General features: G+C 56.0%; 29 protein-coding genes. 13 read left to right on the plus strand and 16 right to left on the minus strand.

All coding sequences use genetic code 11. The features are described from left to right. Positions 1 to 18: 18 nt before the first annotated feature. A complete protein-coding gene (locus KJI95_RS03650) occupies positions 19 to 1,164 on the minus strand; it encodes an HlyD family secretion protein (RefSeq protein WP_214505791.1) in 1,146 nt (381 codons plus the stop codon). Between the two features lie 2 nt (positions 1,165 to 1,166). Continuing rightward, positions 1,167 to 1,580 carry a DUF3302 domain-containing protein gene (locus KJI95_RS03655; RefSeq protein WP_214505792.1) on the minus strand — a complete coding sequence of 138 codons (414 nt, stop codon included), beginning with the start codon at positions 1,578 to 1,580 and terminating at the stop codon, positions 1,167 to 1,169. A gap of 198 nt (positions 1,581 to 1,778) precedes the next feature. Here KJI95_RS03655 and purT point away from each other — a divergent pair, with 198 nt between their 5' ends. The 4 genes from purT to KJI95_RS03675 all read left to right on the plus strand — a co-directional run bounded on the left by purT (position 1,779) and on the right by KJI95_RS03675 (position 5,344). Continuing rightward, positions 1,779 to 2,957 (plus strand): formate-dependent phosphoribosylglycinamide formyltransferase, encoded by a 1,179-nt coding sequence (gene purT / locus KJI95_RS03660; RefSeq protein ID WP_214505793.1) that lies wholly within the window; start codon positions 1,779 to 1,781, stop codon positions 2,955 to 2,957. 266 nt (positions 2,958 to 3,223) lie between these two features. Beyond that, the gene (locus tag KJI95_RS03665; RefSeq protein ID WP_214505794.1) at positions 3,224 to 3,829 is read left to right on the plus strand and encodes a PepSY-associated TM helix domain-containing protein; all 606 of its coding nucleotides are present in this window, start codon (positions 3,224 to 3,226) and stop codon (positions 3,827 to 3,829) included. 23 nt (positions 3,830 to 3,852) lie between these two features. Continuing rightward, a complete protein-coding gene (locus tag KJI95_RS03670; protein WP_214505795.1) occupies positions 3,853 to 4,371 on the plus strand; it encodes a DUF2271 domain-containing protein in 519 nt (172 codons plus the stop codon). 160 nt (positions 4,372 to 4,531) lie between these two features. Further along, complete coding sequence (locus KJI95_RS03675; RefSeq protein WP_214505796.1) at positions 4,532 to 5,344, plus strand: DUF4198 domain-containing protein; 813 nt, start codon at positions 4,532 to 4,534, stop codon at positions 5,342 to 5,344. Positions 5,345 to 5,388: 44 nt separating this feature from the next. Here the strand turns inward: KJI95_RS03675 and KJI95_RS03680 are convergent, their stop codons facing one another. The 5 genes from KJI95_RS03680 to KJI95_RS03700 are packed head-to-tail and all read right to left on the minus strand — an operon-like array spanning position 5,389 to position 9,504. After that, positions 5,389 to 6,342 carry a D-2-hydroxyacid dehydrogenase gene (locus KJI95_RS03680; protein ID WP_214505797.1) on the minus strand — a complete coding sequence of 318 codons (954 nt, stop codon included), beginning with the start codon at positions 6,340 to 6,342 and terminating at the stop codon, positions 5,389 to 5,391. A 3-nt stretch (positions 6,343 to 6,345) separates the two neighbouring features. Continuing rightward, a complete protein-coding gene (locus tag KJI95_RS03685) occupies positions 6,346 to 6,960 on the minus strand; it encodes a porin family protein (RefSeq protein ID WP_214505798.1) in 615 nt (204 codons plus the stop codon). Between the two features lie 16 nt (positions 6,961 to 6,976). Beyond that, positions 6,977 to 7,747 carry a co-chaperone DjlA gene (djlA, locus tag KJI95_RS03690; protein WP_214505799.1) on the minus strand — a complete coding sequence of 257 codons (771 nt, stop codon included), beginning with the start codon at positions 7,745 to 7,747 and terminating at the stop codon, positions 6,977 to 6,979. Between the two features lie 9 nt (positions 7,748 to 7,756). Next, positions 7,757 to 8,461, minus strand: coding sequence for an N-acetylmuramate alpha-1-phosphate uridylyltransferase MurU (murU, locus tag KJI95_RS03695; protein ID WP_214505800.1), 705 nt, complete (start codon positions 8,459 to 8,461; stop codon positions 7,757 to 7,759). After that, on the minus strand, positions 8,458 to 9,504 hold the full coding sequence (locus KJI95_RS03700) for an aminoglycoside phosphotransferase family protein (RefSeq protein ID WP_214505801.1): 1,047 nt from the start codon (positions 9,502 to 9,504) through the stop codon (positions 8,458 to 8,460). Before KJI95_RS03700 ends, murU begins: the two co-directional genes overlap by 4 nt. Positions 9,505 to 9,649: 145 nt before the next feature. On the opposite strand from KJI95_RS03700, the gene lptD reads away from it, so the two are divergent. The 7 genes from lptD to KJI95_RS03735 all read left to right on the plus strand — a co-directional run bounded on the left by lptD (position 9,650) and on the right by KJI95_RS03735 (position 18,554). Beyond that, on the plus strand, positions 9,650 to 11,944 hold the full coding sequence (lptD, locus tag KJI95_RS03705; RefSeq protein ID WP_214505802.1) for an LPS assembly protein LptD: 2,295 nt from the start codon (positions 9,650 to 9,652) through the stop codon (positions 11,942 to 11,944). A gap of 130 nt (positions 11,945 to 12,074) precedes the next feature. Further along, on the plus strand, positions 12,075 to 13,379 hold the full coding sequence (surA, locus tag KJI95_RS03710; protein WP_214505803.1) for a peptidylprolyl isomerase SurA: 1,305 nt from the start codon (positions 12,075 to 12,077) through the stop codon (positions 13,377 to 13,379). A gap of 3 nt (positions 13,380 to 13,382) precedes the next feature. Continuing rightward, a complete protein-coding gene (gene pdxA, locus KJI95_RS03715) occupies positions 13,383 to 14,372 on the plus strand; it encodes a 4-hydroxythreonine-4-phosphate dehydrogenase PdxA (RefSeq protein WP_214505804.1) in 990 nt (329 codons plus the stop codon). 9 nt (positions 14,373 to 14,381) lie between these two features. Further along, entirely contained in the window at positions 14,382 to 15,185 is an 804-nt protein-coding gene (gene rsmA, locus KJI95_RS03720; protein WP_214505805.1) for a 16S rRNA (adenine(1518)-N(6)/adenine(1519)-N(6))-dimethyltransferase RsmA, read from the plus strand. A gap of 56 nt (positions 15,186 to 15,241) precedes the next feature. Beyond that, the gene (gene apaG / locus KJI95_RS03725) at positions 15,242 to 15,622 is read left to right on the plus strand and encodes a Co2+/Mg2+ efflux protein ApaG (protein ID WP_214505806.1); all 381 of its coding nucleotides are present in this window, start codon (positions 15,242 to 15,244) and stop codon (positions 15,620 to 15,622) included. Next, complete coding sequence (locus tag KJI95_RS03730; protein ID WP_214505807.1) at positions 15,622 to 16,437, plus strand: symmetrical bis(5'-nucleosyl)-tetraphosphatase; 816 nt, start codon at positions 15,622 to 15,624, stop codon at positions 16,435 to 16,437. Before apaG ends, KJI95_RS03730 begins: the two co-directional genes overlap by 1 nt. 95 nt (positions 16,438 to 16,532) lie before the next feature. Continuing rightward, positions 16,533 to 18,554, plus strand: coding sequence for a methyl-accepting chemotaxis protein (locus KJI95_RS03735; protein WP_214505808.1), 2,022 nt, complete (start codon positions 16,533 to 16,535; stop codon positions 18,552 to 18,554). 317 nt (positions 18,555 to 18,871) lie between these two features. On the opposite strand, the gene KJI95_RS03740 is transcribed toward KJI95_RS03735, so the two are convergent. The 7 genes from KJI95_RS03740 to rplU form a co-directional block, all read right to left on the minus strand. Beyond that, on the minus strand, positions 18,872 to 19,279 hold the full coding sequence (locus KJI95_RS03740; RefSeq protein WP_214506180.1) for a DUF3718 domain-containing protein: 408 nt from the start codon (positions 19,277 to 19,279) through the stop codon (positions 18,872 to 18,874). Positions 19,280 to 19,364: 85 nt separating this feature from the next. Further along, a complete protein-coding gene (gene folA / locus KJI95_RS03745; RefSeq protein WP_214505809.1) occupies positions 19,365 to 19,847 on the minus strand; it encodes a type 3 dihydrofolate reductase in 483 nt (160 codons plus the stop codon). A gap of 25 nt (positions 19,848 to 19,872) precedes the next feature. Beyond that, positions 19,873 to 20,340 (minus strand): threonine/serine exporter family protein, encoded by a 468-nt coding sequence (locus KJI95_RS03750; RefSeq protein WP_214505810.1) that lies wholly within the window; start codon positions 20,338 to 20,340, stop codon positions 19,873 to 19,875. After that, complete coding sequence (locus tag KJI95_RS03755; RefSeq protein ID WP_214505811.1) at positions 20,337 to 21,098, minus strand: threonine/serine exporter family protein; 762 nt, start codon at positions 21,096 to 21,098, stop codon at positions 20,337 to 20,339. Before KJI95_RS03755 ends, KJI95_RS03750 begins: the two co-directional genes overlap by 4 nt. Before the next feature lie 21 nt (positions 21,099 to 21,119). Then, entirely contained in the window at positions 21,120 to 22,289 is a 1,170-nt protein-coding gene (gene cgtA, locus KJI95_RS03760) for an Obg family GTPase CgtA (RefSeq protein WP_214505812.1), read from the minus strand. A gap of 138 nt (positions 22,290 to 22,427) precedes the next feature. After that, positions 22,428 to 22,682 (minus strand): 50S ribosomal protein L27, encoded by a 255-nt coding sequence (gene rpmA, locus KJI95_RS03765; protein WP_037439204.1) that lies wholly within the window; start codon positions 22,680 to 22,682, stop codon positions 22,428 to 22,430. A 14-nt stretch (positions 22,683 to 22,696) separates the two neighbouring features. Continuing rightward, entirely contained in the window at positions 22,697 to 23,008 is a 312-nt protein-coding gene (rplU, locus tag KJI95_RS03770) for a 50S ribosomal protein L21 (RefSeq protein ID WP_011760937.1), read from the minus strand. A gap of 283 nt (positions 23,009 to 23,291) precedes the next feature. Here rplU and ispB point away from each other — a divergent pair, with 283 nt between their 5' ends. Next, a complete protein-coding gene (ispB, locus tag KJI95_RS03775) occupies positions 23,292 to 24,263 on the plus strand; it encodes an octaprenyl diphosphate synthase (protein WP_214505813.1) in 972 nt (323 codons plus the stop codon). Positions 24,264 to 24,367: 104 nt separating this feature from the next. Here the strand turns inward: ispB and ung are convergent, their stop codons facing one another. After that, positions 24,368 to 25,030 (minus strand): uracil-DNA glycosylase, encoded by a 663-nt coding sequence (ung, locus tag KJI95_RS03780; protein WP_214505814.1) that lies wholly within the window; start codon positions 25,028 to 25,030, stop codon positions 24,368 to 24,370. A gap of 177 nt (positions 25,031 to 25,207) precedes the next feature. On the opposite strand from ung, the gene KJI95_RS03785 reads away from it, so the two are divergent. After that, positions 25,208 to 25,528 carry a DUF3144 domain-containing protein gene (locus KJI95_RS03785; protein ID WP_214505815.1) on the plus strand — a complete coding sequence of 107 codons (321 nt, stop codon included), beginning with the start codon at positions 25,208 to 25,210 and terminating at the stop codon, positions 25,526 to 25,528. A gap of 63 nt (positions 25,529 to 25,591) precedes the next feature. Here KJI95_RS03785 and KJI95_RS03790 read toward each other — a convergent pair whose 3' ends face one another. Continuing rightward, the gene (locus KJI95_RS03790) at positions 25,592 to 26,218 is read right to left on the minus strand and encodes a LysE family translocator (protein WP_214505816.1); all 627 of its coding nucleotides are present in this window, start codon (positions 26,216 to 26,218) and stop codon (positions 25,592 to 25,594) included. Positions 26,219 to 26,274: the final 56 nt, after the last annotated feature.

Genomic DNA, 26,274 nt, shown 5'->3' on the forward strand with positions numbered 1-26,274 from the left:
ACAATCGGCACCTGAGGATTAATGCCCTTCAGAAAACAGGTAGTTAAGCCAGCCCTGCATCCGCAGCAGCACTTTTCGCATCACAGCCACATGGGAGAAGTGGTCGGTGTAAATCGCGACCTGCCCGGCCACACCGGCGGGCAACTCGGCGAGCGCCTCAGGCTTGTCGAACTCTATCATCACCAGCACCCGGCCGCGCTGAAACAGCCTTGCAGAGGCCTGCAGCTGACCGTTTGACTGCACCTCGCCCTCGGCCATGGCAGGCAGCACCTGCGCCACTTTGCCATGGAACACTTGCCCGGGCGCCGCATCGAGAATGACTTCGGCCTCATCACCGGCTTTAAGGCGAAGCAGCGAGTTTTGCCAGAAGGCACCGACAAAATAGCGCTGCTCGGATGGAATAAAGCTCATCACCGGCCGAAGCGGCATTGGCACGGCCACCATGCCGGGGCGCAGCGCCATGTGGGTCACCATACCGTCGGTGGGCGCTCTGACCACAGACTGCTCCAGATCGAACTCGGCCTTGGCCAGATCGGCGGCGGCCGCAGCGACCTTGGTGTTAACCCCATCGATATTGGACTCAAAGGCCAGGCGGACACGCATCTCTTCAGCACTGGCGGCAGTCAATTGCGCCTCGGATGCAAGATACAACTGACGCTTGTTATCCATTTCAAGTTCGGTGAAGGGCGAGTTGGCGCCACCCTTTTTGCGGCCGGCCTGATAGCGGTTGTACTCAGCAAGGGCACGGTCGCGGTCGGCTTTGGTGCGCTCAACTGCAGCTCTGGCGCTGTCCCAGGCGGCCTGCAACTGCGGCACTTCCTGCTCGGCAGCCTTGAGGGCGGCCTGTTTTTGCACCACAGCCGCCTTAAAGGGCACAGGGTCGAGCCTAAAGAGCACATCACCTTGTTTTACTGGCACATTGGGCTGCACGGCAACTTCAACCACCTTGCCGGTTACCAGCGGATTGATGGGCACAGTGACAAAATACTCCCGCGCAAAGCGGCTGTAGGGGTGGTTGTAGTTCATCAGCAGCAGCAAGGTGCCCAGCAGCACTATGCCGCCCAGCACGGCGGTGGGCACTGTCCACTTGTTAAGCGGGATCTTGAAGACTTTGAAAATCACCACGCAGATGGCGGCATAGGTCAAAATAAGCAGTAAATCCATGATTATGCCTCCCCGCCCTGAGCTTGTGTTTGAGCTTGTGTTTGAGCTTGCGCGTGAGCCGGGTTTTGGGCCGCCGCAGATTTATCGAGCTCCAGCGCCTGCAGGCGGTTTTCAAGCTCAAGCAGGTTGGCACTGAGTTCTTTCACTTTTTCTTCCAGTTCGAGCTCACGCTTTACCACTGTGCCAAAGCCCCAGCCGCGGTCTTCGCGGTACAGGGTGGCCCAAATCCATAAAAACGGCCACAGCACATGCAAGGTAAACAGGCTCACCCAGCCGGCAATATGCAGCGCATCCTGCTGGGGATGATTACGCTTTTTGGCAATTTCGTAGGGAATGTCATGGATGGCGATAACGCCATAAAAAATCACCACCACCACAAACAGCAGCACCCCGAGTGCAAAATAGTCCAGAAACACAGCCACCTCCCGCCTGATCAATAATCATACTTTTGTTATCAGAGAGTAGCGCAATCCGCTGCAGACATACCAGATTCAAGTCTCAATTGTTTGCTATTTTCTGTTTGATTTTGAGCACATTTTCCCGAGCGCTTCCTGCATTTTTTGCCGATGCAGGTTATTATTTTTGACCTCAGACAATAACGAGGATAACCCGCCATGATAGGCACCCCCTACACTCCGGGCGCAACCCGCGCCATGCTGCTGGGCTCTGGCGAGCTTGGCAAAGAAGTCGCCATCGAACTGACCCGCCTCGGGGTAGAAGTGATTGCGGTTGACCGTTATCCCAACGCCCCGGCAATGCAGGTAGCCCACCGCAGCCATGTGATAAACATGCTCGATGGCGCCGCGCTCCAATCCTTAATCGCGCTGGAAAAACCCCATCTGGTTATCCCCGAAATCGAAGCCATCGCCACCGAAACCCTGGTTCAGCTCGAAGCTGACGGCCTCAAAGTAGTGCCAACCGCCCGAGCGGCGCGTTTGACCATGGACCGAGAAGGCATACGTCGCCTTGCCGCCGAAACCCTTAAGCTGCCCACCTCGCCCTACGTATTTTGTGACAGTCAGGCCGAGCTTGAAGATGCCATCGCCGTGACCGGCATTCCCTGCGTGGTAAAACCTGTGATGAGTTCGTCCGGCAAGGGCCAGAGCGTTATTCGCAGCCAAAGCGATATCGCCAGCGCCTGGGATTACGCCCAAAGCGGTGGGCGCGCCGGCAAGGGCCGCATTATAGTCGAAGGCTTTATCGACTTTGATTACGAGATCACCCTGCTGACTGTGTCTGCGGTGGACGGCATTCATTTTTGCGCGCCCATCGGCCATCGTCAGGAAGACGGCGACTACCGAGAATCGTGGCAGCCACAGGCCATGAGTGCACTGGCGCTCGAGCGCGCCCAAACCATTGCCCGCGAGGTGGTGCAAAACCTTGGCGGCTTCGGCCTTTTTGGGGTTGAGCTCTTTATCAAGGGCGATGCAGTGTACTTCTCCGAAGTCTCGCCCCGCCCCCACGACACCGGCATGGTGACCCTTATCAGCCAGGATTTATCCGAGTTCGCGCTGCATGTACGCGCCATTCTCGGTTTGCCAATCAAGGGCATAGTCCAGTATGGCCCGAGCGCATCGGCGGTGGTGTTGGTGGAAGGCCGCTCCAGCAACCTCGGCTACTCCGGGCTTGCTGAGGCGCTCGCCAAACCACAAACCCAAATCAGACTCTTTGCCAAACCCGATATCGACGGCCGTCGCCGCCTCGGTGTGGCATTGGCGCGGGCAGAAACCCTGGATGAAGCGCTCGCCAACGCCCTTGGCAGTGCCGCCTGCATCAAGGTGCATTTCAACTGAAATCGGCTATCTGCCGCCAGCACTTGGATTTAAGGCAGATTTTTAAAACAAGGCCGATTTTTAATATAAGGCAGCCCACTGGCTGCCTTTCTATTTAGCCTGCCTTTCTTTTTAGGCTGACTTTCTTTTTAGGCTGGCTTTCCTTTCAGGCTGCTTTTTTGCCCGCAATCGGCAGCGCCAAATCGACGTGTAAACTTTGTAAAGCCATTTCAATTGAGAATAAATCTTAATTAGATTGATACCACTTTGGTTTACCGCCTGTGGTTATGTCTGTCTCTTTACGTCCGGGTAAAAAAGCCCTGTCAGTTGCCCGCACCCTGCATGTGTATGTCTCAATGGCACTTTTGCTGCTGATGCTGTTTTTTGCCCTGACAGGTATCACCCTCAACCATCCCGATTGGTTTGGCGCATCCAGCGCCGACACCCAGCGTGACATCGCGCCCTTGCCGGCATTTTTAGTGCCAGTCGAAGCAAGCTCAGTGCGCTGGCAGGACAATGCCGCCCACTGGATGGCAAGCAACTGGCAGGGAAACCGCGCCGAGGTTGAGATAAGCGACGATGAGCTGGTGCTGGTGCAAAAAGGCCCCGGCCGCTATCGCACCATTACCCTGCTTAGCGAGGCACAGCAGGTTGAAATCGAGACCCTGGATTATGGTCTGGTTGCCGTGCTTAACGACCTGCACAAGGGGCGCAGCACAGGCCCGGTGTGGAGTTTGGTGATAGATATCAGCGCGCTGCTGATGCTGATTTTTTCACTGACCGGCGCCTTTTTACTGCTGCCGCAGCAGCGCAGGCTTAAGCGCTCTTTGGGCTATATGACCGCGGTCAGCGCCAGTTGTCTTTTGATTTACTTCTGGTTTATTCCCGCCTGAACCGGCGCCACATCGAGGATGTTATGAAACACACGACCGCACTGCTTTTTGCATCCATGCTGCTGACTGCCCTGCCGACAATCGCAGCAGCCGCGCCGGACACGCTTGAAATCGAACTCACACTCGCCGACATCCAGGGCGGCCAATATCACAGGCCCTACACCGCCGTGTGGGTTGAAAACGCCAATGGCGAGCCGGTGAAAACCATCGCCCTGTGGCTGCAACACGACGGAGAAAAGTGGTTTAAAGACGTGCGCCGTTGGTGGCGTAAAAGTGGCCGCGATAATCCGGCGCTGATTGATGCCGTATCGGGTGCAACCCGCCCGGCGGGCCTGTATCGCCTGAGCTGGGATCAGACCGGCGACGATGGCAAGCCGCTAAGCGCCGGTGACTATGAACTCTTTATCGAAGTGGTGCGCGAAAAAGGCAACCGTGAGCTTATTCGCGCGCCGCTGACACTGCCACTTGCGCCCTTTGAGCGTGAGCTTGCCGCCACCAGCGAAACCGCGGCCACAGTGCTCAGGGTATCCGATACCCAATAACTTGCCCCGAATCGTGCTTTTGCCTTTGTCAGCTGCGCCCGCTTATCGACAGTTGACGCGGGCCAGCACTGATTCAAACAGGACTGATGCAAACAGCACTGATGCCACATGCATTAACGCCAACAGGCATTCACGAATAACATCTGCTACGGAGCCTCCCATGAAAAAACTCTTACCCCTTGCCGCCTTACTGCTCACGCCTCTGGCCCAGGCACACGACCGCTGGATTTTACCCAGCCATTTCAACGTCTCAGGTGAAGATGGCAAAGGCGTGTGGATAAGCGCCGATGTCAGTGCCAGCGAGCGCATGTTCGAGTTTGATAAACCCTTTGGCGCCGAAGATGTGCAAATCATCACCCCCGATGGCAGCGCCGCCAAACCGGCCGCCAGTTTTCGCGGCAACCGCCGCGCGGTATTTGATTATGAGCTGACAAGTGACGGCACCTACAAGCTCGAGAAAGAGGCCAAACCGCGCTATTTTTCGCGCTACAAAATCAAAGGTCAGGATAAGCCGGCGCGTATCGCCGCCGACAAGGAAACGGCCAAAGCCGCCATGCCAAAAGATGGCTATGAGCTGGAATCGGCACTGTATTTTTCGCGGGTTGAATCCTATGTGACCCTCAACAAGCCGTCAGAGCAGGCGTTCAAACCCAGCGGTGAGTTTCTGGAATTGGTGCCGGTGACGCACCCGGCCGACTTTATTGAAGGCGAAGCGCTGACACTGAGCCTGCTGTTTAACGGCAAGGCGGCTGCAGGCGTGAAAGTGACTGTGGTCGCCGATGGCATGCAGTACCGCAATCAGGCCGAAGAAACAGCCCTTAGCAGCGATGACAAAGGCCAAATCCGCTTTACTCCGCCAAAGGCTGGCCGCTACCTGCTGCATGCCGAGCTTGAGTCGCCGCTGCCGGACACCCGCCTTGCCGATAAAGCGGTGAGCGAAATCTTCCTCACCTTCGAAGCCAATCTGCAGTAAAAAGCAGGTAACTCGTACGCCATTAAGCGGCATAAAAAACCGGGTCAATCGACCCGGTTTTGTTTTTCGCCCCGCAAAAAGGCATCAAGGTTTGCCAGCGCAATATCGAGCAGGTTCTGCCTCGCCTTGACTGTGGCCCAGGCGTTGTGGGGCGTAATACTGATATTGGGCGCATGCAGGAGCGGGTTGTCCGGCGACGGCGGCTCGCTTGAGAGCACATCCACCGCGGCGCGAATGCGCCCCTGGTGCAGCGCATCGGCGAGCGCCGCTTCATCCACCAAACCGCCGCGGGCGGTGTTGATGATAAGGGCGCCCTGCTTCATCAGCGCCAGATTCTCACGGTTAACCATCATCGCCGTTTCCGCAGTCAGCGGGCAGTGCAGCGACAGCACATCGGCGCGGGCAAACAGGGTTTGCAAGGGCACAAACTCGGCGCCTGCGGGTAAATCGTCGGGCTTTTTGCGGCTTGTGACCAATAGCTTCATACCAAAGGCGGCGCCGATAGCGGCCATGTGCCTTGCAATATCACCAAAGCCCACCAGCCCCAGCGTCATGCCCGACAACGACTCGAGCCTGCCGAGGGTAAAACAGAAATCCGGCTGCGCCGACCAGGCGCCGCGGATCACCGCCTGATGATGCTCCCACACCCGCGAGATATGGTGCAGCACATGGGCAAAGGCATTTTGCGCCACCGCATCCGGCCCGTAGCCCGGTACATTGGTTACCGCAATGCCGAGGCGGCGCGCCGCATCCATATCCACCACATTGGTGCCGGTGGCGAGCACGCCTATGTACTTAAGCTCAGGCAAGGCGGCAAGGGTGTCAGCATCCAGCGGCGTTTTGTTGGTCAGCAGCACCTGCTTGCCGGCGGCGCGGGCAAGAATATGCCCGGCTGGCGTGCGTTCATGCACCTCCACATCGCCAAAGGCGGCCAGCACAGACCAATCCAGATCGCCGGGGTTCAGGGTATGGCCGTCCAGCACACAAATCGATGTCATCAATTAAAACCTGATACTCACACCAAAATTGGCCTGCCCCTGCCACATCACATCGGCTTCTACCTGCCACAGGCAGTTGCTGGCGTCGCAAAAGAGGTCATTCTTGCTGTCGATAAAGGTGGCGTAGGCGCGCACATCGCCCACCAGTGCCACGTTGGCGGCGAGGCGATATTCAAGCCCGGCGCCAAACCCCATGGAGAAGCGGGTTTCGTCGCTGTAGTTATCGCCGGGGCGCATCTGGGTCAGGCCCATGGATGCGGTGACATAGGGCATCAAATCGCCCTTGGGAAAATACAGACTGCCACCCACATGGGCATAGTCGATATCCAGGGATGTTACCCGCTCGTTGGAGAAGGCGCCGCCCGCGAGCAAATCTGTGCGCTGGCTTGAATACAGCACATACATATTGCCCGGGTGATTGGTGGTGGTACCAAAGATAATGCCGTAATGGGACGACTCATCGGCGCTGACGCTGCCCGGGGTGTCAAGCCCGGTTTTGCTGGCATCCAAATCACTGGCGGCAAAGCTGTAGCCCACAAAAGGCGTGAGGTACATTTCGGCCTGAGCCACCGGCACCATCAATAGGGCTGCGGCCAACACACTGGCGGGGTATTTCATTGTATTCTCCCTGATATCAACGCATCCCGCGTGCGGCCTTAACGGCTTCGTACGCGGCCTGAATGTCCTGAGCCTTGCGTTTGGCCAATTCCATCATTTCCTGTGGTAATCCTTTTGCCACCAGCTTGTCGGGATGATGTTCGTTCATCAGCTTGCGATAGGCTTTCTTAACGTCCTGATCTGTAGCAGATTCTTCAATACCCAGCAAGACATAGGCGTCTTTGAGGGTGCTGCCGCCACCATTGCCCTTGCGGGCAAAATTGAACTCGGCCTGCCAGCGACCAAGCAGCATCTCCAATGCCTGTTCGCTGAAACCAAGCTCGGCGGCCACTGTGCGCAGGATCTTAAGCTCGTTCGGGTGCAGCTCGCCGTCGGCCAGCGCCACCTGAATTTGGATCTCAAGGAACATCTGCAACAAATCGTTACGGCCCACCGACAACAAACGAAACGCGCGCAGATTGCCCTTAAGGTCAAAATCCGCAGCCTTGCCGTCACGGAAGGACTGCTGCGCCTGACGCCTGGCGTCATTGTCGAGCCTGAGCTGATCCATAAGCCCGCTGGCAAGGCGAATGTCGGCTTCGGTCACTTGCCCCGAGGCCTTGGCCACATGGCCCATCACCGCAAAGGTGGTATTGAAAAACACCTGCTGGCGCTTGCTGGCATTACCCACGGCGCGGGCAAACTTTTTATCGAGCCAGTGACCCACCACCAGCCCAAGCAGTGCGCCGAAAATCTTGCCGAACATAAACCCGATGAGAAACCCGAACAGCTTTCCTTTGTACTTCATAGCGGCGCGTTACACTCCTTCGGCCCGGGATTGTTGCATGAGTTGCAGCATGGCTTGTTGCTTGAGTCTGTGATTGAGCCCGTCGAGGCGCTCGAGGGTACCGACATCGCACCAGTAATCGCGGTAATGCTCACCGCTCACCTGCCCAAGCGCCATGTGCTCACGCAGCAGCGGCCCAAGGGCGTGTCTGCCAGGCTTAAGCCCGGCAAACAGCGCCGGCCGGTAAATCCCCATGCCGGCAAAGGTGAGCTTGCTGTCGCCCTCGGCCAGCACTCGGCTGCCATCGAGGGCAAAATCCCCCTGTGGGTGCTGCGACGGGTTATCCACCAAAAAAAGGTGCGCGAGGGTCGAGTCATCGAGGGTCGGCAGCGATGGTAATCGGTCGATAAAGATATCGCCGTTAATCACCAAAAACGGCGCATCACCAAGCAGCGGCAACGCTTTTAAAATGCCGCCTGCGGTCTCAAGCGCGTCCTGCTCGTGGCTGTATTGGATGGAGACACCAAATTGACTGCCATCGGCGAGGGTTTCAACGAGTTTATGCCCAAGCCAGGCGGTGTTTATCACCACCTCACTTATTCCGGCGGCGGCGAGTTTTTCAAGGTGATAGACAATAAGCGGCTTACCGGCGGCTTCCACCAGCGGCTTAGGCACAGCATCGGTGAGCGGGCGCAGGCGCTCGCCCCGGCCTGCGGCGAGGATCATCGCCTTCATGCTGTAGCCTCCAGCGCCGGCATTACCCGCGTCATGATGAACTTGGCAAAGTCGCCAAGCTCTTTGTAACGCACAGCCACATCGCGAATGTAATGCAGGGTCAGAGGAATGTCTTTAAGGTAGCCGGCTTTTCCATCCCTGTGGTTCAGGCGGGCAAAAATGCCGGCCGCCTTGATATGGCGCTGCAGCCCCATCAGTTCAAACCAGCGGCGAAACAGCACCATGTCGGTCTCAGGCGGCACCAGCGCCTGTTCGTGGGCAAGCACAAAAAACTCGACCAGCATGTCATCGACTATCTCTTCGCTCCAGCGAATGTAACAGTCGCGCAGCAGCGACACCGCATCGTAGGTCACAGGGCCAAGCACGGCGTCCTGAAAGTCCAGCAGCTTAAGCTCACCGTCCACTACCATGAGATTGCGACTGTGAAAATCTCGGTGCATACCGACTTTGGGCTGCGAGAGCGCATTGGCGGTGAGCATATCAAAGGCGTCTGTGAGCACGGCTTGCTCGGCGTCGGTCAGCTCAAGCTTAAGGTGGGTGCCAAGCAGCCACTCGGTAAAGATCCCCAGCTCACGGCGAACAAAGGCCCCATCGTAGTCCGGCAGCGGCCCGAGGGCCGTTTCGGTCACGCCAGCAATGGCGGGCAGCAGCGCCAGCGCCTTGGGATACCAGTGGCGCACCGTTTGCCGGTCAAGCAGCGACAGCAGCTGCACATCACCAAAGTCCTCCAGCGCCATAAAGCCCTGGGCGTCATCTCTGGCAACAATGGCTGGCACAGGCAGGCCTGCGGCGGCGTAAGCATCGCGCACCGCCACAAAGGGCTCGGTGGGAATAAGCGCCACCGGCGTATCCATGATGATTAAATCACGGCCCTGACAACGGGCTCGAAAGTAGCGGCGAAAGCTGGCATCCCCGGAGATAAGCTCGGGGGTACTGACCTCGGTGAAGGTCTGGGAAAGCCAATGATTAAGAGTAAGAAATCTCGGGTCTGACACAGGGGTTCCATGGCTCTTGGCAAAAAATTGCTTTATTATAGCCAGCATATTTTTTGGAAACAGCCAATTCGTTGATACTGGAACCCTGGCAGCCCCAAATCGGGTAGAAGTGCAACTTTTCCCGCCCGTGTGTGTCCACTGAATGGGCAGATAATTTCATCCAGAAACAGAATTTCAAACAGAATACTTAACCATGCAGATCCGTTATTTACTGGCCTTGGGCCTGTTTCCGCAATTGGCACTCGCCGATGACGTCGTGCAGGCTCCCGCCGAGGATCAGTGCCTGGTGATCCCGCCGGTACCGGTTCCTGACGCAGATGCGCAGTCAAGCACCTCTGAGCAGGTGGAAATCCGCTCCAACAGCTCTGATGCCATCATGAATCAAAGCGCAGTGTTTGAAGGTGACGTGAAGTTTCGTCAGGGCAGCCGCTCTATCCACGCCGACCGCGCCAACATGGATTACGAAAAGCAGCGCCTCGAAGCCTCAGGCAATCTGGTGTTTCAGGACAGCCAGTTTACCGTTACCGCCGACAACCTTAGCGCCGAAATCAAAGACAACAGTGCCAAGCTTGAAGGCGCCAAATACTGGCTGCACGGCCAGCAGGTTCATGGTGATGCCAATAAGCTGGAAATCACCAAAGACAACAACCTCAATCTGCGCGGCACCAATTTTACCACCTGCCCACCCGGCGATAACTCCTGGAAGCTTGAAGCCGAGCGCATCAAAATCGATGGCACCGAGGAATGGGGTGAGGTGTGGGACGCCACACTGCGTATCGGCGATGTGCCGGTATTCTATGTGCCGTACATGACGGTACCCGTGTCGGACAAGCGCAAAACCGGCTTTCTGTTCCCCGAATTCAGCACCAGCACCACCAACGGCGTGGAAGTTGCCACCCCCTGGTACTGGAACATAGCCCCCGAATACGATTTAACCCTGACACCGCACTACATGTCGTCCCGCGGCCTGTTTATGCAGGGTGAATTCCGCTATCTGGCAGGCGATGCCCAGGCCGGACAGGTAAACCTTGAGTACCTCGGCAGCGACCGCATGCTCGCCAAAGACAGCGACCGTTACCTGTATCACTGGGAGCAGCGGGGCGCCATCGACAAACACTGGCGGGTAAACGCCGCCTTTACCGATGTGTCGGATAACAACTACTTTAACGATCTCGACTCAGCCGTGGCCCGCGCCACCGACAACCAATTGTCGCGCATCGGCGAGATGAGTTATTTCGAGAACGATTGGAACGTCAGCGCCCGGGTACAGGACATCAAGGTGCTGGGCGAAGATGAGATGCCCTATCAGGTGATGCCTCAGGTCAACTTCAACTACCGCCAGCGCGACCTTATCAACACCCTCGAATTCGGTTTTATGGGCGAAGCGACCAACTTCGAACACAAAGACAGCGAGATGGTCACCGCGACCCGTCTGCACATGCAGCCCTCGCTCACCCTGCCCATTCAGGGGCCGGCGGGCTCACTCACCAGTGAGCTCGCGGTACTGCAAACCAACTACTGGCAGCGCAATACTGAACTGTTGAATGGCGAAAGCCTGGATGAGAGCGTCAGCCGCACCATTCCGCGGGCAAAAATTCACGGTCAAATCAACCTTGAGCGCAACACCTCCTGGCTTGGAGACCGCTATCGCCAGACGCTGGAGCCGCAGTTCCAGTACCTGTACGTTGGCTATGAAAATCAGAGCGGCATCGGCGTGTACGACACAGCGCCGCTGCAGGACGACTACTACGGCCTGTTCCGCGCCCGCCGTTTTTCCGGCCTGGACCGGGTTGCCGATGCCAATCAGATGACCCTGGGTCTGACCACCCGCTTCTTCGATGAAAATAACCTCGAGCAGTTTAAATTCAGCCTGGGTCAGATTGCCTATTTCTCGCCGAGCAAGGTGTCGTTTTACGAAGGCCTGATTGAAGAACGCCCCAGTGAATCGGCGATTGCCGCCGAGCTCGATGCCCGGGTGACCGACAACTGGTACTTAAGCGGCGCGGTGCAGTACGATGCCCGCACCAGCGACAATAAAAAATCCGAGTTTACCCTCGACTATCGTCCGGGTGGCAACAAGCTGCTGCAGTTCAGCTATCGCTATGTGCCGGATTTGATTAACACCAACAACAACGATCAGGTCAATATCAGCCAGGCCGGTATGCGTACCACCTGGCCGCTCACCGACAACCTGTATTTTGTCGGTAACTGGTACTACGACCTGAACGAAAGCCGCTCGGTGGAAACCTACACCGGCTTCCAGTACGAAAGCTGCTGCTGGGCCGTGCGTTTGAGTTACCACTACCGCATCAAGACCAACTACGAAGACACCTTCAATCCGGTGCAGGACAACCGCGAGCTGTTTGAAAGCGGCGTGTACCTTAACTTCGTGATTAAAGGTCTGGGTGGCTCGGGCCCGCTTGGGGTCAGCGATATGCTTAACGAAGGACTGTTCAATTACAGAAAGCCGCTTTATCTGCGGAATTGAGGAATTCGTGCGGAAATGTGGTAGATTGCGAAACCACATCAAAAACACGTTGTCCAAACAGGTTAACACTACCGGGTTTTCTTCGCCCGCCAGGTGGATGAAAACTTAAGAAAGCCAAGGATTTATTTGGATGAAACCCTGTAAAAATCTGATATTTGCCGCGCTGGGCATGGCCATGAGCCTGCAGAGCGTTGCCGCGCCACAACTGCTCGATCGCGTTGCTGTACAAGTGAACGATGGCATAGTACTGGAAAGTGAAATCCAGAACCTCATCACCAACGTCAAACAAAATGCCCGCGCCGCCGGCCAGAGCCTGCCATCAGACGAAGCGCTGCGCACCCAGGTCATTGAGCGCCTTATTCTGACCCGTCTGCAGCTGCAGATGGCCGACCGCATCGGCCTGCACATAGGTGATTTACAGCTCGACCAGGCGATTGAAAACATTGCCCGCGAACAGAAAATGAGCGTTGCACAAATGCAGCAGGCCATTGCCGCCGAAGGCATGAGCTTTGCTCAGTACCGCGAGCAGCTGCGCGAAGAAATCACCCTGGGCGAAATCCAGCGGATTCAGGTGCAGCGCCGTATTCAGGTATCTCCTCAGGAAATCAACAACCTGGTGAAGATGATTGAAGAACAAGGCAACAAGGACGTGGAATACCAGATTGGCCACATCCTGATTGAAGTGCCAAGCAACCCCACCAGCGCCGAACTCGAAGCCGCCAGCAAGCGCGCCCAGACAGTGCTGGAGCGCCTCAACGGCGGCGCCGATTTCCGCTCCATCGCGATTGCGGCCTCGTCTGGCCCCAAAGCGCTGGAAGGCGGTATTTGGGATTACATGAACATCAACGAAATGCCGACCCTGTTTGCCGAAGTGGTTGGTGATGCCAAGAAAGACGAGATCATTGGCCCCATCAAGAGCGGCTCAGGTTTCCATATCCTGAAAATCGTCGATATCCGCGGCCTGCAGACCAAAGAAATCGAAGAAGTGCGCTCACGCCACATCCTGCTTAAGCCATCGCCGATTCTGTCAGAAGAGCGTGCCAAGGCCATGCTGGATCAGTTCGTGAAGCAAATCCGCAGCGGCGAAGCCAAGTTTGAAGACATTGCCCGCCAGTACTCTGAAGATCCGGGTTCTGCCACCAAGGGCGGCGAACTGGGCTGGGCCGAGCCAAGCGTGTATGTGCCTGAATTTGCTCAAATGCTCGGTCAGCTGCGCTTGGATGAGATCAGCGAGCCGTTCCGCACTTCCCACGGCTGGCACGTGGTGCAGCTGGAAGAAAAGCGTAAAACCGATGCCACCGATCGCTTTAACTCCAACCGGGCGCACCAGTTGATTTTCCGTCGTAAATTCAACGAAGAACTGCAAACCTGGCTGGATGAAATCCGCGCCGAAGCCCACATCGAAGTGTGGGAGCCTGAGGCCAACCGAGGTTAATACGTGACAGTAAAACGCATCGCCATCACCCCCGGCGAACCCGCCGGGATAGGTCCTGATCTGGTTATCCAGCTGGCACAGCAGGATTGGCCCGTGCAGCTGATTGCCTGCGCCGACCCAAAACTGCTCAAGGAGCGTGCCCGCAAGCTTGGACTGCCGATAACCCTCGAGCCCTATGATGCGTCACTGCCGGCCAAGCCCCAGGCCGCCGGCACCCTCAGCATAGTGCCCTTCAGCCTCAACGCCGAGGTTGAATGCGGCAAACTCAACGAGCAAAACGGCGCCTATGTGGTGGATACCCTGCGTTTTGCCGGTGAGAAAAATATGAGCGGCGAGTTTGACGCCGTGGTCACAGGTCCGGTGCACAAAGGCATCATCAATCAGGCCGGCATTTCTTTCAGTGGCCACACTGAGTTTTTTGCCAATCAGGCCGGTTGTCAGGACGTGGTGATGCTGCTCGCCTGCCCCGGATTGCAGGTGGCGCTGGTGACCACTCATATTCCGCTGGCGTACGTGGCCAAGGCCATCACCCGCGAGCGGCTGCACAAGATTATCCGCATTCTGCATGCCGATTTGGTGAGCAAATTTGGCATTCAGGATCCTAAAATTTACGTCTGCGGTCTTAATCCCCATGCCGGGGAGAATGGACACCTTGGCCGCGAAGAGCTGGATGTGATAATCCCCGCCCTTGATGAACTCAGGGAAGAGATGCATTTCAATATTGTCGGCCCTCTGCCCGCCGATACCCTGTTCCAGCCAAAATACCTGGACGATGCTGACGTGGTGCTTGCTATGTACCATGATCAGGGTCTGCCGGTACTCAAGGCTCAGGGTTTTGGCAAGGCGGTGAACATCACCCTGGGCCTGCCATACATCCGTACCTCGGTAGACCACGGAACCGCGCTCGAGCTGGCCGGTACCGGGCGCGCCGACATCGGCAGCTTTGTCTGTGCCCTGAACAAGGCCATAGAACTTGCCGCCAAGACCAATTGATAGAGAGTCATGAGCAATAAAGTCCATTTGGGCCACACGGCCAGAAAACGTTTCGGTCAGAACTTCCTCACCGATGGCAATATCATCAACCGGATTGTCGGTGCCATTGCGCCGGACAACGACCATGTGATGGTGGAAATCGGTCCGGGCCTTGCCGCCCTCACCGAGCCGGTGGCGCAGTCCATCGATAACCTGACGGTGATTGAACTCGACCGCGATCTGGCCGAGCGTCTTAAGGTACACCCAACGCTGAAAAACAAGCTCACCATCCATCAGGGCGATGCGCTTAAATTCGATTTCAGTCAGTTGGTGGTGCCCGATCGCAAGCTCAAGGTGTTTGGTAACCTGCCATACAACATCTCCACCCCGCTGATGTTCCATCTGTTCGAATTTGCCGAGCATATTGAGAACATGCACTTTATGCTGCAAAAAGAAGTGGTGCTGCGCCTGTCGGCCTCGCCCGGTACCAAGGCCTACGGCAAGCTGACCGTCATGGCTCAGTACTATTGCCAGGTGGTGCCAGTGCTCGAAGTGCCGCCCGGCTGCTTTACCCCGCCGCCGAAGGTCGATTCTGCCGTGGTGCGTCTGGTGCCGTATGCAGTGAAACCCTGGCCCTGTAAGGATGTGGAGCTTTTGCGCACCGTGTGCAACACCGCGTTCAACATGCGCCGCAAGACCCTGCGCAACAACTTAAAACCCATGCTGTCGGATGCGGACTTTGAGCTGCTTGGCATCGACCCGGGCCTGCGTCCGGAAGATATCAGCGTGCAGCAGTATGTTGCCATGGCCAACTATCTTTTCGACAAGCGCTAATCAAGGCGCGAGTCACTATTACACTTAAGAGTCTGATAAACAGTTTTGGAATGACGATGACCGACGTAGATCCCGCCATCAAGGTTCAGGTAGATACCGAGTACCTCGAAGAGCAATCCACGCCAGCCGAAGACAAGTACGTGTTCAGCTACACCATCACCATCATCAATCTGGGTGACAGGACGGCCAAACTCGAAACCCGCCATTGGATAATCACCGATGCCAATGGCCATATCACCGAGGTGCAGGGCGCCGGCGTGGTGGGCGAAACGCCAACCATACCACCCAACACCGCCTACCAGTACACCAGTGGTACCGTGATGGATACCCCGGTAGGCTTTATGGAAGGCCGCTATGGCATGGTGTGGGAAGACGGCAAGCAGTTTTTTGCCGCAATCCCCACCTTCCGTCTGGCAGTGCCCGGCGTGCTGCACTGATGGCCCGTTACTTTGTCGGCGATATTCAGGGCTGTTACGAAGAGCTGATGCTCTTGCTGCTGCGGGTAGATTTTCATCCCTCCCGCGATGAGCTCTGGTCGGTGGGCGACATGGTCGCCCGCGGGCCCGAATCCCACAAAGTGCTCGGCTTTATGACATCCCTCGGCGACGCCGCCAAGGTAGTGCTTGGCAACCATGATTTGCATCTCCTTGCCATCACCGCCGGCCTTAAGCGCGCCAAACCCAGCGACAAACTCAAAAAACTGCTTGAATCCAAGCACCTGCCCGGTTTTATCGACTGGGTGCGCCATCAGCCACTCATGCGCGAAATCCCCGAGCACAAACTCATCATGACCCACGCCGGCGTGCCGCCCCAGTGGGATTTGGCGACCCTGCGTACCGAAGCCGGCGAAGTCAGTAAGCTTTTGCAAAGCGATGGTTACCTCTCGCTTATCGGCGCCATGTACACGGATGAGCCGGAAGCCTGGGACCCCACAGCCTCGGGTTTTCTGCGTCACCGCTATTGCATCGATGCGCTGACACGGATGCGTTACCTGCACCCGGACGGCCGCCTCGATTTTGCCTGCAAAAAGCCGCCCAGCGATTGCACCACCGAGCTTAAGCCCTGGTTTGAGCTTCCATCTGAGCTTGACGACCACACCCTGGTGTTTGGTCACTGGGCAGCACTGATGGGACACACGGGCAAAGCAAATCGCATCGCCCTCGATACCGGCTGCTGCTGGGGCGAAGATCTCACTCTGTGGCAGCTCGAAAGCGGGGAAAAAATTACTCAAAAGAAGTTAAATTTGGGTTAAACTAACGCGCAAACTGGCCGATACAAAAGAGCCTCGCTGGCGCCTAAGCGCGCAATCCATTCGGGACAAGAATTACAATATCTCCGGAGTACCCTATGAGAATGAAAGTCGCCACCAGAGTTATTGGCGGATTCGGTTTTATCACTCTGCTGTTAATCCTCCTCGGTCTGGCCTCACTGTGGACCAATTCCCAACTGAAACAAAGCACTGCCGTAGTACAAGAGCTCAGTATGCCGGCGCTGGAAGCAACCAGCCATCTGACCGAGACCTTAAGCGAGCAGCAGCGACTGTTACTTAAGGCCTTTCACAGCAAATCCGCCGCCAGTGTCCCGCCAATCGAGCAATCCTTTGTAAAGCTTGGCCAGGAGTTTCAGAATAAGTACGCCTCGCTGTCGTCGCTGCTTGCCAATCAGAGTGAATTTTCAAGCGAGCTGAACACCCTTCGCAGCAGTTTCCAGACGCTCGACAGCAACAGCAAAGCCATGCTAAAAGCCCGCTTTGCCGCGCTCAGCGAGCAGGAAGCGCTGCTCAAGATGCGTGAGAAACTCGAAAACAGCGCCGATGACGCCTCATCCAACCTGCTGGATATCGTTGATCTTGAGAGCAGCGAAAACCAGACCGAGCGTGAGCTTGCCGCCGCTGCGGGCGCCATCGACACCACCATGACCAACCTTATCACCACTGTGTACGATCTGGTGGCGACCGAGGAGAAGAGCAAATACGAGCTTATCTCCAAAGAGCTGGATTACATGGTTGGTGAAGTCAAAACCAAGACCGAATATCTGGAGCGCCATGGTCAGGGCGTGATTGATGCAGAGGTCATCTCCGCGTTTAAGGACGACTCAGCCAAGGTACTGAAACTGCTTGAAGGCAGCGACACCCTGGTTGCCCTGAAAGCGGTGCAGCTTGGCAGCGACCAACTGGCAAACGACAAGCTGGATGCGGTGGAAAAAAATGCCGTGACAGTGACCGCCCAGATGCGCCAGCTGACCAAAAACATTGAAAACTTCACCACCAAAATTGGTGACGACGCCCTCGGCTCCATCAGCCGCGCATCCACACAAACCATGCTGCTGGTCGGTTTTGCCATCGTGATTGCCATCGCCATCAGCATGGCGGTAGTGCGTCCACTGAAGCGCTCCCTCGATGAGGTGAATGACGCCCTTAACGTGCTTGCCAGTGGCGACCTGACTCACAAGCTTGATGGCTCAGGCCACGACGAATTTGCCGAGCTGTCGCGCAACTGCAACCGTCTGGTGGACAGTTTACGTCGGCTTATTACCAGCATTCTTGACCGCTCCAATCAGCTGGCGGCCGCCGCCGAAGAAACCTCGGCCATCACCTCGCAAACCACCAGTGGTATTCAGGAGCAAAAAAATCAGGTCGATCAGATTGCTGCGGCCACCACTGAGCTCAGCTCCAGCGCCCATCAGGTCAACATGAGCGCCGAAGACGCCCTCGGCCAAATTAAGCAGGCCGACGACGAAGCCAAGCATATGCGCGCCATCGCCGATGAAAACAAGCGCACGATTTTGTCGCTCGCCGACGAAGTGGCCAAGGCCAGCAAGGTGATTAACAAGGTACATGCCGACAGCGCTTCCATCGGCTCTATTCTCGATGTAATTCGCGGCATTGCCGAGCAAACCAACCTGCTGGCACTGAACGCGGCCATCGAAGCCGCCCGTGCCGGTGAGCAAGGCCGCGGCTTTGCGGTTGTTGCCGATGAAGTACGAAGCCTCGCCTCCCGCACTCAGGACTCCACCCGCGAAATCCAGCAGATGATTGAAGTGCTGCAGCAAGGCACGCAGCAGGCGGTTGCGGTGATGCAGCTTGGGCAGAATCAGGCCCAGTCCTGTGTTGAAAAGACCGAGCAGGCCAACCAGGCGCTGCAAACCATCAGCAATTCGGTGCATCGTGCCTACGACGCCGGCACCCACATTGTGCACGCCGCCGAGGAGCAGAATCTGGTCAGCCAGCAGGTTTCAGAGAAGCTTGAGCATATTGCGGCCATCTCGGAAGAAACCGCCATCGGCGCCGATCAGACCGCCAAATCCAGTCAGGAAGTGGCACGGCTCGCCGAAGAGCTGCAAAGCTCGGTAAAAGAGTTCCGGGTGTAAGAGACCTCTGTACAGAGACTAAAAAGCCCGCTTGGCACGATAAACAAAAAGCCCTGAAATGCGTTCAGGGCTTTTTTCTTTCCGTCGGCAACACCATCCCATAACCTGGCCGAGACAATGCACCACAGGCACCTTGATGCGTTGCTATGCCAGTCACCTCAATCGCTTCTATGGCCTTCCTATCGGGCCTTACTATCGCAATCCATCCAAGGCTCACACTGGCTGATAAGCGTTTGCCGTTAACCTGCAATCAAACAAAGCAGATTTCAGCCATAAAAAAACCGGGCAAGCCCGGCTTTTTTATCAAGACGCTGCGATTAATCTTCCGACTCTTCGCCGCCGCCAGCCATCCGCTCTTTGATTGCAGCGGTAATGGGGCTCGCACCATGACCGTTGGCTTCTGCCCAAGCCAGCACTGTCATGCCATCAGCCTCGGCAACGCCGAGCTCATTGGCGGAAAGACGTTTGGCAACAAACTCGCCTACATCGTTAGCACCGGCCGCCATGGCAGTACGCAACAAACTGCTGCCGTCACAGCTGATGCCGGCATACACGTTACGCAGTTTAACCCGGCTTTCTTTGAGCTTTTTACGCAAACGATTTTTATCGTTGGCTTTTACATAATCACACAGGCTCGCCACCAGCGGGTCGGCATTGGCCATGGATGGGGTCGGGACAAAGGAAGCCGCTATCACTGCAGCAAGGGCCAAAGGCAACACTCGCATCATAAACTCCTTGGTTTGTTATTTTAGTTATCAGTAAATTCCATTTAACGGATTTACCTGTAGGGCACATTTAAACCAAGTTAATTTAACACTTTTTTACCAGTGTGATAAAGCGATATTCCAGCCCTTTGGCTGACACATGATTGCTGGAATCAAGCAGCTCCCAGCTGCCATCATCCCATTCGGGGAAGTGGGTATCGCCTTCAACATCAAGCGAAATTTCAGTCAGATATAACTTATCAGCCTGATCCAGCAGGCTTTGATACAGCTGTCCGCCACCAATCACGACCAGTTCGTCACAGTCGCCCACCAGCGCTTTGGCCTCATCAAAGGAAGACACCAGACTAATACCTTCGTGGGGGTAATCGGTTTGGCGGGAAATAACGATATTGTGACGCCCCGGCAGCGGCTTGCCGATGGACTCAAAGGTCTTGCGCCCCATCACCACAGGCTTGCCCAGGGTCATGGCTTTAAAATGCTTCAGATCTTCCGGCAGGTGCCAGGGCATCTGGTTATCTTTGCCAATAACCCGGTTATTGGCCATGGCGGCTATCATGGCGATACGCATCTAAGTTCCCTCTTATTTGAATGGTTTATATGACGGGACGGGTACGGAAATACAGCAAACTCGGCAGCGCCAGCCCAACCGACAGCGCGCCGAGAATAAACACGGTTTTGAGGCCATTACTGATAACGGCGCCGGTAAGCTCGGGGCTGACCTGCGACTGTGCCGTAAGCTGCACCAAAGCGATAACGGTATTAAACGCGTAGGTGCCTGGGATCATTGGAATAATGGCGGCAACTGCGTAAAGCAGCGGCGGCGCCAAATGGCGCCTGGCAAAAGCGATGGTGATAGTCCCCACCAGAGCGGCTGCGGCAAAGGTGGCCCACTCGATGGGCAGGCCAAAGTGCAAAATCAAGGTTCGGAAACTGTGCCCAAGCGCGCCGGCAAGGGCGCAGTAAGGCAAAAATCGCCGTGGCACGTTAAATACCATGGCAAAGCCCACCGCCGGAATGGCCGAAAATAGCGCATCGTTAATCAGGGTGATAAGCAGATTCACAAAAACTTGCCTCCCAGCTGCATGGCAATGGTTATGCCTATCACCGACGCCACGGTCAGCAAGGTGGCATGGCCCCAACGGGAAATGCCCACGTTCATGTGGCCTTTCACCATATCTGAGATGGCGTTGATCATCGGAAAGCCCGGCACCAACATCAGCACACTGGCCGCCATGGCAAGCTCAGGGGTCTTGGTAAGCGGACACTCGTAACCAAGCTGCGCCACCGCCGTAGTGACAAAGGCGGTGATGGAGAAAATGACCAGCGGATTAAAGTGGCGACGGGCCAGAAAGAGCCTTGCGCTCATGCCGATGGCTGAAGCAACAAAGGTAATGACAGAGGCCATCCAATCGCCGCCAAACAGGTGACAAAAACTGGCGCAGGACAGACCAATCATAGGAATAACCAGATAGGCAGGATAGGTCTTGGGCCTTATCCGCTCAACCCGTTTACGCACCTCGTTGGGCCCATAAAGGCCTTTTTCGGCCAACAGGCAAATGCGCTGCAGCTCGCACACCACGCGCATATTGATGCCGTGCTCGCGAATGCGGCGGGTGGTGGTGATACAGCGGCCGTGCACCAGACTGGTGAGTACCAGCGAGTTGGAAGAAATGGAGAGTTCAACACTGCCAAGGCCAAGGGCCCTGCCCAGACGCTGACTGATCTCTTCAACCAGATCAGACTCAGCGCCGTAGGCCAGCAGGAGCTGCGCCACGCGCACCACCTGCCGGGTTATATCATTTTGGGTATCTGCGTACACCGCTATCCCCGATTTGAAGGCTTATCTTTGGTAAATGACTTCCACGTCGTAGTCATCATCGTCAAAGTCATCATCGTCGTCCGAATCGTCAAAGTCCGGGTTCAAATCGTCCAGTTGAGCCTTGTGGTAGTTATCCCACTTGAACTCCACTTCTTTGTCCGGATCTTTAGCGGCTTCATCATCAGGCAGACTCTTGATGAAATCAAACAACTTTTCCGCGATTTCCTTGGTGCCTTCACGGGTTGCGGCCGACATGGTGTAGATGTCACCTTCCCAACCGAGGTCAGCAACGATGGCATCAACCTTTTCCTGCAGCTCTTCTTCGAGCAGCAGGTCGGTCTTGTTGAACACCAGCCAGCGAGGCTTGGCCGCCAGCTCAGGCGAGTACTTCTCAAGCTCGGCCACAATGGCGCGGGCGCTGTCGGCAGGATTGGAGCCATCGATAGGCTCGATATCCAGAATGTGCAGCAGCACGCGGCAACGCTCGAGGTGCTTGAGGAAGCGGATACCGAGACCGGCACCGTCAGCTGCGCCTTCAATCAGACCGGGAATATCGGCGACCACGAAGCTTTGACCAGGGCGTGGATTCACTACGCCGAGGTTTGGCACCAAGGTGGTGAAGGGGTAATCAGCAACCTTGGGTGTTGCGCGGGATACGGCGCGGATGAAGGTCGACTTACCGGCGTTTGGCATGCCGAGCAGGCCCACGTCTGCCAGCAGCAGCAACTCAAGACGCAATTCACGTACCTCACCCTTGGTACCCAAGGTCTTTTGGCGTGGCGCGCGGTTTACGCTGCTCTTAAAGCGGGTGTTACCCAGACCGTGGAAGCCACCTTTGGCCACCAGCAGCTTTTGGCCATCTTCGGTCAGATCGCCAAGCACTTCTTCGGTCTCGATATCCACAGCACGGGTACCCACAGGCACACGCAGGGTCAGATCGCTGCCGCCTTTACCGGTACAATCACGGCCGCGGCCGTTTTCACCGCGCTCAGCCATGTGAAAGCGTTCGAATCTATAGTCAATCAGGGTGTTGAGACTGGAATCGGCAATCAGATAAACACTGCCGCCATCACCGCCGTCACCACCGTCAGGACCGCCGTCCGGAAGGTACTTTTCACGGCGAAAACTCACACAACCACTGCCACCGTCACCGGCCTGAACCTTGATGACCGCCTCGTCGACGAACTTCATATCAACTCCTCACCACAGAATAGGGCAATTATACCGCCTGTAGCGCGGCGAACCAAAATCTCTGTATCCGGGCATGCCCCCAGACAAAACAAAAGCCCCACCAAAGGCGGGGCTTAATCAGCTAAGCTAGTTAGAAGCTTATTCTTCGATGCTAACAAACTTACGGTTGTTAGGACCTTTAACTTCGAACTTCACCTTGCCGTCAGTCAGGGCGAACAGGGTGTGGTCACGACCAATACCTACGTTCACACCGGCGTGGAACTTGGTGCCACGCTGACGTACGATGATGTTACCAGCCAGAACTGATTCGCCGCCGAAGCGCTTTACACCAAGACGTTTGCTTTCTGAATCGCGGCCGTTACGAGTAGAACCGCCAGCTTTTTTGTGTGCCATGAGTCAGACTCCTATTAAGCGTTGATAGCAGTGATTTTAACTTCAGTGAACCACTGACGGTGGCCCATCTTCTTCTCGTGGTGCTTACGACGACGGAACTTTTGGATAGTTACCTTTTCGCCGCGGCCGTGAGCAACAACAGTAGCAACTACTTTGCCGCCAGCAACCAGTGGAGCACCCACTTTCACGTTTTCGCCATCAGCAACCAACAGAACCTGATCGAACTCGATGGTTTCACCGGTAGCAACTTCAATTTTTTCCAGACGAACTGTATGGCCTTCAGCAACACGGTGTTGCTTGCCACCACTTTGAAAAACAGCGTACATAGCTATTTTACTCCAAATTCCTGACGCTTCGGTCTCATACCCCTCTGGGGCTACAACGCGATGCGCCACAAAAAACTTTAATGACAATGGGCGCGGAGTTTACGCGAAGAATCCAGGACTGGCAAGACCTAATTAGCAAAGATTAAAAAAAGATCTGCATAACTCCCACATTAACGGGGCAACTGCTGCCATTGGCCTTATTTTTAGGTAAGATCGCGTTATTATAACACTTACGCCTAAATCAGGGCTCTATTATAGCCAGCCCTGACAACCAGAGTCTGTTATGGATTTGAATGCGATTCGACAGCTGGCCGACGCCGACATGCAGGACGTCAATCAGCTGATCTACAAACAACTGGAATCCGATGTTGCTCTTATCAATCAACTTGGCTTCTACATTATTAATGGTGGCGGTAAGCGTCTGCGCCCTTTGCTGTCGGTATTGGCGGCTCGGGCGGTTGACTATAAAGGTGAAGGTCACCTCAAGCTTGCGGCCATTATCGAATTCATCCATACCGCTTCGTTGCTGCATGATGATGTAGTGGACGAGTCGACCCTGCGCCGCGGCCGCGAAACCGCCAATGCCCTGTTTGGCAACAGTGCCAGCGTACTGGTTGGTGACTTCCTTTATACCCGCTCCTTCCAGATGATGACCGAGCTTGGCAGCATGAAAGTGCTGCAGGTGCTGGCCGATGCCACCAACGTGCTGGCTGAGGGTGAAGTACTGCAGCTGATGAACTGCAACGACCCGGACACCACAGAAGAAAGCTATATGCGGGTCATCTACTGTAAAACCGCCAAGCTGTTTGAAGCGGCAACCCGCCTTGCGGCCGTGTTGGCCGGCAGTGACGAAAAGACTGAAGAAGCGCTGGCCGACTATGGTAAATACCTCGGCACCGCCTTCCAGCTGATTGACGACCTTCTGGACTACACCAGTGACGCCGAAGAGCTTGGCAAAAACATCGGTGATGATCTGGCCGAAGGCAAGCCAACGCTGCCGCTGATTTATGCCATCGCCAAGGGCAATGACTACGAGCAGTCACTTATTCGCAGCGCCATCGAAAAAGCCGACGGCACAGGTGCCATCGAAGAAATTCTGGCCGCCCTCGAGCGCTGTGGCGCGCTGGAATACACCCGCAAACGCGCCGAAGAAGAGTCGGCCAAGGCCATCGCGGCCCTGTCGGTGCTGCCTCAGGGCGACTTCAGAACCGCGCTTGAATCGCTGGCAAAAATTGCGGTTTCCCGCAGTAACTGATGCGCTTTTCTTCCTGATAAGCTTCTAGCAGATTAGTTTTCTACTCAAAAAAGAACCTCGCCGCGGCGAGGTTTTTTTTGTCTGGCGCAAGATAAGCGCAACTGTTACAAGCGCCAATCGATGGGCTCGCTGCCTTGGGCCTTGAGCAGTTCATTGATTTTCGAGAAGTGAGCACAGCCAAAAAAGCCGCGATACGCCGACAGGGGCGATGGATGCACGCCGCTTAGTACCTGATGCTGGGGCGCGGTAATGCCCTTACCCTTTTTAATCGCGTGGCTGCCCCAAAGCACGAAGATGATGGGCGTCTCGCGCTCGTTCAGCAGCTTAAGCGCCGCGGCGGTAAAGGTCTCCCAGCCCGCCTTGGCATGGGAGTGGGCCTTGCCCTCCTCCACCGTGAGCACGGTATTGAGCATCAGCACCCCCTGTTTGGCCCAAGGCAGCAGATAGCCATGGTTTGGGGTGGTAAAGCCCTCAATATCGACCGCAAGCTCTTTGTACATGTTCACCAGCGACGGCGGCGGTTTAATCCCGGGCTTCACCGAAAAGCACAGTCCATGGGCCTGCCCCGCACCGTGATATGGGTCCTGACCAATCAGCACCACCCGCACCTTATCCAGCGGCGTATGTTCAAAGGCCGCGAATACCTCATCCTCAGGGGGATATACGGTTTTACTCTGACGCTCGGCGGCGACAAACTCGGTCAGCGCCTGGAAATAGGGCTTGGAGGATTCGGCGGCAATAAAGTCCTGCCAGCTTGCAATGGCCATGGGGCTCCGGGGGTTTTGACATTCTGGGGCAGCAGTGTACCCCATAGCCCACGGCAAATCAGCCCACTGTGATTAGCCCTGTTGGGAAACGACACAGATCTCAATCATCGCCGATAGCGGTAGTCAGCTGCATTGAATTGAGTAAAATCAGCAAAGACGAAAATACGGGAACCAACCATGTCTGAGACAAATACCAACCTGTTTGAACTTGCCGATAAATTTATCGCGCTGGCCAACGAGCTTGCCGCCGCCGAGGGGGATGTGGGCAAAGTCGGCACCGCCCTGCGCTTCGCCGCTGCCCGTTTCAACGCCTTCGAGGCCGCCATAAAATCTGCGGATCTGCAAAACGAAAAAGCCAATGCGCTCAAATGGTTCAGTGACGACTATCAGGACATGCTGAACGATAACCTGGACGACCATATCGCCAATCCGCCGGTTGTCGCTGCGCCCAATGCTGAAGCTGCCATCGATACTGCAGTGCAGACGTTTAAGCTTTAAGGCTCGCTGTTAGAAAGCAAAAAGGCCGTAATCTGCGGCCTTTTTCGTAAAATTGAGGTCGTATTAAAAGCCCTGCCACAGGGTCCAGAGCACCCGAAGGCCAAGCAATATCAGCACCAGCCCCGAGAGCTTGTCGATAAGCGCCGCCTTCCCCCTCAGTTTTGGCAGCAATCTTGGGTGCGAAAGCATAAGTGCCACCAAAGTGTACCAAAGGCCGTCCACCAAAAGCGGCGTCAGTACGATAATCGCCTTGCCTTCCAGCGTGGATGACGCCATCACAAACTGGCTGAAGAGCGCGAGGAAGAACAGCAAAATCTTGGGGTTAAACAGGGAGATGGCAATGCCGTCACGGGCTGCCTCGGTGAGCGTTGATACCTTACCGGCCGCAAGCTTCTCCTGCATACCGCCTTTGGAGTTCAGCGCCCCCCAGCCCATCCATATCAGATAAAGGGCACCAATCAGCGCAATACCGTTAAACAGCAGCGGCGCCTCTTTCATGGCAAGCGCGAGCCCCAGCAGGGTGATAAGTGCATAAACACCAATCCCCAGTGCATGTGCCCAGGCACAGGCAATACCGGCACCGCGGCCGCCGCCGAGCGTATGACGCACCACCATGGCAAGGCTCGGCCCCGGCGACATGGCCCCCAAACAACAAACGGCCAGCAGCGCCAGCCAAACACTCAAACTCATCAGTCCCCCTGAAATCCCATCTTTTGAGTCGCGCCAGCGCGCTGCTACATCCCAAG

The sequence above is a fragment of the Shewanella jiangmenensis genome, from assembly GCF_018596335.1.
GTDB lineage: Bacteria > Pseudomonadota > Gammaproteobacteria > Enterobacterales > Shewanellaceae > Shewanella > Shewanella jiangmenensis.